The organism is Duganella sp. CF517 (assembly GCF_900110275.1).
Lineage (GTDB): Bacteria > Pseudomonadota > Gammaproteobacteria > Burkholderiales > Burkholderiaceae_D > Rugamonas.
In genome coordinates this window covers 420,532-428,071 of the sequence record NZ_FODC01000006.1, presented here as the reverse complement: position 1 = coordinate 428,071, position 7,540 = coordinate 420,532, and the positions used below count along the sequence as shown (strand labels likewise).

Here is a 7,540-nt window from a genome sequence, read left to right as displayed (position 1 = left end):
GCGGCGACCTGCTGGGTGGTCAGGACGGACGCTTGCGCGGTGGTCAGCGCGACGACCTGGTCGGTGGTCAGGCCGGCGACACCGGCGGTGGTCAGCGCGACAACCTGGTTGGTCGACAGCGTGGCGATCTGGTCGGTGACCAGCGCGGCGATCTGCGACGATTTCAGCGCGGCGATACCGGCCGTGCTGATACCGACGATATCGGCCGTTTCGATCGCGGCCACGCTGTTGGTCGACAGTGCGCCGATCTGGGCGGTGCTCAGGGCGGAGAACTGGGCCGAGGTCATGGCGACGATCTGGTCGGTGGTCAGGCCGTTGGCGATGTTGGCGGTGCTCATCGCGGCGAACTGCGCCGAACCCAGGCCTTTGATCTGGTCGGTGGTCAGGGCGGCGACCTGGCTCGAATTCAAGCCGGCGAACGAGGCCGTTTTCAACGCGGCGATGTCGGCGGTCTGCATGGCGGCGACGGCGTCGGTGCTCAGGGCGGCCACTTGCGCGCTGCTCAGGGCATTGGCTTCGGTGGTCGTCAGCGCAACGATCTGGTCGGTCGTCAGGGCGCGGATCTGGTTGGTCGACAGGCCGGCGACGGCGGCGGTCTTCAGCGCGGCGAAGTCGGCCGTTTCCAGCGCGGCGATGGCGTTGGTGCTGAAGGCGGCGACCTGCTGGGTGGTCAGGACGGACGCTTGCGCGGTGGTCAGCGCGACGACCTGGTCGGTGGTCAGGCCGGCGACACCGGCGGTGGTCAGCGCGACAACCTGGTTGGTCGACAGCGTGGCGATCTGGTCGGTGACCAGGGCGGCGATCTGCGACGATTTCAGCGCGGCGATGCCGGCGGTGCTGATACCGACGATGTCGGCCGTTTCAATCGCGGCCACGCTGTTGGTCGACAGCGCGCCGATCTGGGCGGTGCTCAGGCTGGCGAACTGGGTCGACGTCATGGCGACGATCTGGTCGGTCGTCAAGCCGTTGGCGATGTTCGACGTGCTCATCGCGGCGAACTGGGCGGTTGCCAGGCCGTTGACCTGGGCGGTCGTCAGCGCGGCCACCTGGCTCGAGTTCAGGCCGGCGAACGACGCGGTCTTCAACGCGGCCAGGTCGGCCGTTTGCAGCGCGGCGACCGAGTCGGTGCTCAGGGCGGCGACTTGGGCGCTGCTCAGGGCGTTGGCTTCGGCGGTGGTCAGCGCGACAACCTGGTCGGTCGTCAGGGCGCGGATCTGGTTGGTCGACAGGCCGGCGACGGCGGCGGTCTTCAGCGCGGCGAAGTCGGCCGTTTCCAGCGCGGCGATGGCGTTGGTGCTGAAGGCGGCGACCTGCTGCGTGCTCAGCGCGGCGGCTTGGGCGGTGGTCAGCGCGACGACCTGGTCGGTGGTCAAGCCCGACACGCCGGCGGTGGTCAGCGCGACGATCTGGTTGGTCGACAGCGTGGCGATCTGGTCGGTGACCAGGGCGGCGATCTGCGACGATTTCAGCGCGGCGATGCCGGCCGTGCTGATACCGACGATGTCGGCCGTTTCGATCGCGGCGACGCTGTTGGTCGACAGTGCGCCGATCTGGGCGGTGCTCAGGGCGGAGAACTGGGCCGACGTCATGGCGACGATCTGGTCGGTGGTCAGGCCGTTGGCGATGTTCGACGTGCTCATCGCGGCGAACTGCGCCGAGCCCAGGCCTTTGATCTGGTCGGTGGTCAACGCGGCGACCTGGCTCGAATTCAAACCGGCGAACGACGCCGTTTTCAACGCGGCGATGTCGGCGGTCTGCAGGGCGGCGACGGCGTCGGTGCTCAGGGCGGCCACTTGCGCGCTGCTCAGGGCGTTCGCTTCGGTGGTCGTCAGCGCAACGATCTGGTCGGTCGTCAGGGCGCGGATCTGGTTGGTCGACAGGCCGGCGACGGCGGCGGTCTTCAGCGCGGCGAAGTCGGCCGTTTCCAGCGCGGCGATGGCGTTGGTGCTGAAGGCGGCGACCTGCTGGGTGCTCAGGGCGGCCGCTTGGGCGGTGGTCAGCGCGACGACCTGGTCGGTGGTCAGGCCGGCGACACCGGCGGTGGTCAGGGCGACGACCTGGTTGGTCGACAACGTGGCGATCTGGTCGGTGACCAGCGCGGCGATCTGCGACGATTTCAGCGCGGCGATGCCGGCCGTGCTGATACCGACGATGTCGGCCGTCTCGATCGCTGCGACGCTGTTGGTCGACAGTGCGCCGATCTGGGCGGTGCTCAGGCTGGCGAACTGGCTCGACGTCATGGCGACGATCTGGTCGGTCGTCAGGCCGTTGGCGATGTTACCGGTGCTCATCGCGGCAAACTGGGCGGTTGCCAGGCCGTTGACCTGGGCGGTCGTCAGCGCGGCGACCTGGCTCGAGTTCAAGCCGGCGAACGAAGCCGTCTTCAACGCGGCCAGATCGGCCGTTTGCAGCGCGGCGACCGAGTCGGTGCTCAGGGCGGCGACTTGGGCGCTGCTCAGGGCGTTGGCTTCGGCGGTGGTCAGCGCGACAACCTGGTCGGTCGTCAGGGCGCGGACCTGGTTGGTGGTCAGGCCGGCGACGGCGGCGGTCTTCAGTGCGGCGAAGTCGGCCGTTTCCAGCGCGGCGATGGCGTTGGTGCTCATCGCGACAACTTGCTGGGTGCTCAGCGCGGCCGCTTGCGCGGTGGTCAGCGCGACAACCTGGTCGGTGGTCAGGCCGGCGACACCGGCGGTGGTCAGCGCGACAACCTGGTTGGTCGACAACGTGGCGATCTGGTCGGTGACCAGCGCGGCGATCTGCGACGATTTCAGCGCGGCGATGCCGGCGGTGCTGATACCGACGATGTCCGCCGTTTCAATCGCGGCGACGCTGTTGGTCGACAGTGCGCCGATCTGGGCGGTGCTCAGGCTGGCGAACTGGCTCGACGTCATGGCGACGATCTGGTCGGTCGTCAAGCCGTTGGCGATGTTCGACGTGCTCATTGCGGCGAACTGGGCGGTGGCCAGGCCTTTGACCTGGTCGGTCGTCAGCGCGGCAACCTGGCTCGAGTTCAGGCCGGCGAACGACGCGGTCTTCAGCGCGGCCAGATCGGCCGTTTGCAGCGCGGCGACGGCGTCGGTGCTCAGCGCGGCGACCTGGGCGCTGCTCAGGGCGTTGGCTTCGGCGGTGGTCAGCGCGACAACCTGGTCGGTCGTCAGGGCGCGGATCTGGTTGGTGGTCAGGCCGGCGACGGCGGCGGTCTTCAGTGCGGCGAAGTCGGCCGTTTCCAGCGCGGCGATGGCGTTGGTGCTCATCGCGACAACTTGCTGGGTGCTCAGCGCGGCCGCTTGCGCGGTGGTCAGCGCGACAACCTGGTCGGTGGTCAGGCCGGCGACACCGGCGGTGGTCAGCGCGATGACCTGGTTGGTCGACAACGTGGCGATCTGGTCGGTGACCAGCGCGGCGATCTGGTTCGATTTCAGCGCGGCGATGCCGGCGGTGCTGATACCGACGATGTCGGCCGTTTCGATCGCGGCGACGCTGTTGGTCGACAGTGCGCCGATCTGGGCGGTGCTCAGGCTGGCGAACTGGGCCGACGTCATGGCGACGATCTGGTCGGTCGTCAGGCCGTTGGCGATGTTGCCGGTGCTCATAGCGGCGAACTGGGCGGTGGCCAGGCCTTTGACCTGGTCGGTCGTCAGCGCGGCAACCTGGCTCGAGTTCAGGCCGGCGAACGACGCGGTCTTCAGCGCGGCCAGGTCGGCCGTTTGCAGCGCGGCGACGGCGTCGGTGCTCAGCGCGGCCACTTGGGCGCTGCTCAGGGCGTTGGCTTCGGCGGTGGTCAGCGCGACGACCTGGTCGGTCGTCAGGGCGCGGATCTGGTTGGTGGTCAGGCCGGCGACGGCGGCGGTCTTCAGCGCGGCGAAGTCGGCCGTTTCCAGCGCGGCGATGGCGTTGGTGCTCATCGCGACAACTTGCTGGGTGCTCAGCGCGGCGGCTTGCGCGGTGGTCAGCGCGACAACCTGGTCGGTGGTCAGGCCCGACACGCCGGCGGTGGTCAGCGCGACGATCTGGTTGCTCGACAACGTGGCGATCTGGTCGGTGACCAGCGCGGCGATTTGCGACGATTTCAGCGCGGCGATGCCGGCGGTGCTGATACCGACGATGTCGGCCGTTTCAATCGCGGCGATGCTGTTGGTCGACAGCGCGTTGATCTGGGCGGTGCTCAGGCTGGCGAACTGGCTCGACGTCATGGCGACGATCTGGTCGGTCGTCAGGCCGTTGGCGATGTTGGCGGTGCTCAGCGCGGACAGTTGCGCCGTCGCCAGGCCTTTGACCTGGTCGGTGGTCAGCGCGGCGACCTGGCTCGAATTCAGGCCGGCGAACGAGGCGGTCTTCAGCGCGGCCAGGTCGGCCGTTTGCAGCGCGGCGACGGCGTCGGTGCTCAGCGCGGCGACCTGGGCGCTGCTCAGGGCGTTGGCTTCGGCGGTGGTCAGCGCGACGACCTGGTCGGTGGTCAGGGCGCGGATCTGGCTGGTGGTCATGCCGGCGATGGCGGCGGTCTTCAGTGCGGCGAAGTCGGCCGTTTCCAGCGCGGCGACGGCGTCGGTGCTCAGCGCGGCCACTTGCTGGGTGCTCAGCGCGGCGGCTTGGGCGGTGGTCAGCGCGACGACCTGGTCGGTGGTCAGGCCGCGGACGGCGGCGGTGGTCAGCGCGACGATCTGGTTGCTCGACAACGTGGCGATCTGGTCGGTGACCAGGGCGGCGATCTGCGACGATTTCAGCGCGGCGATGCCGGCGGTGCTGATACCGACGATGTCGGCCGTCTCAATGGCGGCGATGCTGTTGGTCGACAGCGCGTTGATCTGGGCGGTGCTCAGGCTGGCGAACTGGGCCGAGGTCATGGCGACGATCTGGTCGGTCGTCAGGCCGTTGGCGATGTTGGCGGTGCTCAGCGCGGACAGTTGCGCCGTTGCCAGGCCTTTGACCTGGTCGGTGGTCAGCGCGGCGACCTGGCTCGAATTCAGGCCGGCGAAAGACGCGGTCTTCAGCGCGGCCAGGTCGGCCGTTTGCAGCGCGGCGACGGCGTCGGTGCTCAGGGCGGCCACTTGGGCGCTGCTCAGGGCGTTGGCTTCGGCGGTGGTCAGCGCGACGACCTGGTCGGTCGTCAGGGCGCGGATCTGGTTGGTGGTCAGGCCGGCGATGGCGGCCGTTTTCAGTGCGGCGAAATCGGCCGTTTCCAGCGCGGCGACGGCGTCGGTGCTCAGCGCGGCCACTTGCTGGGTGCTCAGCGCGGCGGCTTGGGCGGTGGTCAGCGCGACGACCTGGTCGGTGGTCAGGCCGCGGACGCCGGCGGTGGTCAGCGCGACGATCTGGTTGCTCGACAACGTGGCGATCTGTTCGGTGACGAGGGCGGCGATCTGGTTCGATTTCAGCGCGGCGATGCCGGCGGTGCTGATACCGACGATGTCGGCCGTTTCGATGGCGGCGATGCTGCTGGTCGACAGCGCGTTGACTTGGGCGGTGCTCAGGCTGGCGAACTGGGCCGACGTCATGGCGACGATCTGGTCGGTCGTCAGGCCGTTGGCGATATTCGAGGTGCTCAGCGCGGCGAACTGGGCGGTTGCCAGGCCGTTGACCTGGGCGGTGGTCAGCGCGGCGACCTGGCTCGAGTTCAAGCCGGCGAACGAAGCGGTCTTCAGCGCGGCCAGGTCGGCGGTCTGCATGGCGGCGACGGCGTCGGTGCTCAGGGCGGCCACTTGGGCGCTGTTCAGGGCATTGGCGGCGGCGGTCGTCAGCGCGACGATCTGGTCGGTCGTCAGCGCGCGGATCTGGTTGGTCGACAGGCCGGCGATGGCGGCGGTCTTCAGTGCGGCGAAGTCGGCCGTTTCCAGCGCGGCGGTGGCGTCGGTGCTCAGCGAGGCGACTTGCTGGGTGGTCAGCGCGGCCGCTTGCGCGGTGGTCAACGCGACGACCTGGTCGGTGCTCAGCGCCTTGATGGTGCCGGTGGTCATGGCGACGATCTGGTTGCTCGACAGCGTGGCGACTTGGTCGGTGCTCAGGCCGGCGACCTGGTTCGATTTGAGCGCGGCGATGCCGGCGGTGCTGATGCCGACGATGTCGGCCGTTTCGATGGCGGCGATGCTGCTGCTCGACAGCGCGCCGATCTGGGCGGTGCTCAGGCTGGCGAACTGGGCCGACGTCATGGCGACGATCTGGTCGGTCGTCAGGCCGCTGGCGATATTCGAGGTGCTCAGCGCCACCAGCGTGGCGGTGGTCAGGGCCTTGACCTGGTCGGTCGTCAGCGCCGCGACCTGGGTCGAGGACAGCGAGGCGATGACGCTGGTTTTCAGGGCGGCGATGTCGGCCGTCTGCAGCGCGGCGATGGCGTCGGTGCTGAAATTGGACACTTGCGCGGTGGTCAGCGCGTTGGCGCCGGCGGTCGTCAGCGCGACGATCTGGTCGGTGGTCAGGGCTTTGATCTGGACGCTGGTCAAGCTGGCGACGGAGGCGGTCTTCAGTGCGGCGAAATCGGCCGTTTCCAGCGCGACGATGCCGTCGGTCGACAGGGCCGCGACCTGCTGGGTCAGCAGCGCGCCGGCCTGGTTGGTGGTCAACGCGACGATCTGGTCGGTCGACAGCGCTTTCATTTGCGCGCTCGACAGGCCGACCACGGCGCTGGTGCCCAGGGCGGCGATGTCTTCCGTGCCCAGCGAACCGACGGCGCTGGTGGTGATCGCGCCCAATTGGGTGGAGGTCAGGAGGGAAGCATGGAGCGTCGTCAGCGCGCCGATTTGATCGGAGTTGAGCGAAGCGAATTCGGCTGTGGTGATCGTGACAATCTGCTGAGTAGTCAGACTGGCGATCTGTTCCGTGGTGAAACTGGTTACGACGCTCATTGCATTTCTCCTAAAGGGCGCTAATTCGATCTGTCCGAAAAAGCGGGATCGACGGCCCTACCCGTCGTCTCCTAGCTTCCGTCAGTGGCACATTTGCCGTTTTATAACTATGTATTTACTGCTAATCCGTTGCTACAGGCGCAAAAAATCCCGCACACACATTCTTAACGTCAACAAAAGTGTCAACTTTAGCAAACGGCGGCGATTTGCTGCATTTCAACTTAAATTTCTTCCCAAAGTGTTTCGTGCATCATCCGCGAGCCGCTGAACCGGACGTCGCGGACGACAATTTCGCTACACTCGAGTACAAGGCGACCGGAGCGAATCTTTCACTAAACAAACTTGTTGCTGCGGGGAATAAAATATCTCGGCGTTCTTTGTCATGTATTAAAAGCGCCCCAAGCACTTGAAATCATTGACTTTTTTCGACCCGGAACAGTGCTTGGGGGGCACCGGGACCGAGCGTATTAACGGCAAGTATAGCCGACTTAATTTCCAAGAAGAATTTATTTCGGCGAATGTATCTTGCCCGCAACCTGCCAGAATGCAACATTCCAAGCGCACCAATCATGTTCTTTCCGCTATGTTGTTTTGCTGAAAAGATATAGACCAATCCGCCGCTGTGCAGGAAAATCGCGCGCGATATTAATTCATTCAGGAAATTTTGTTAAAGATGTTACTGTGACTTCATGACGCGGGCA

The 7,540-nt window shown here is 66.6% G+C and carries 1 protein-coding gene; it reads right to left on the bottom strand.

Annotated features, from left to right (window positions below; genetic code table 11):
• Positions 1-6,839 (bottom strand): heme utilization protein (locus tag BMX85_RS23975; RefSeq protein WP_090324688.1); only part of this gene is annotated, 6,839 nt, incomplete at its 3' end.
• Positions 6,840-7,540: the final 701 nt, after the last annotated feature.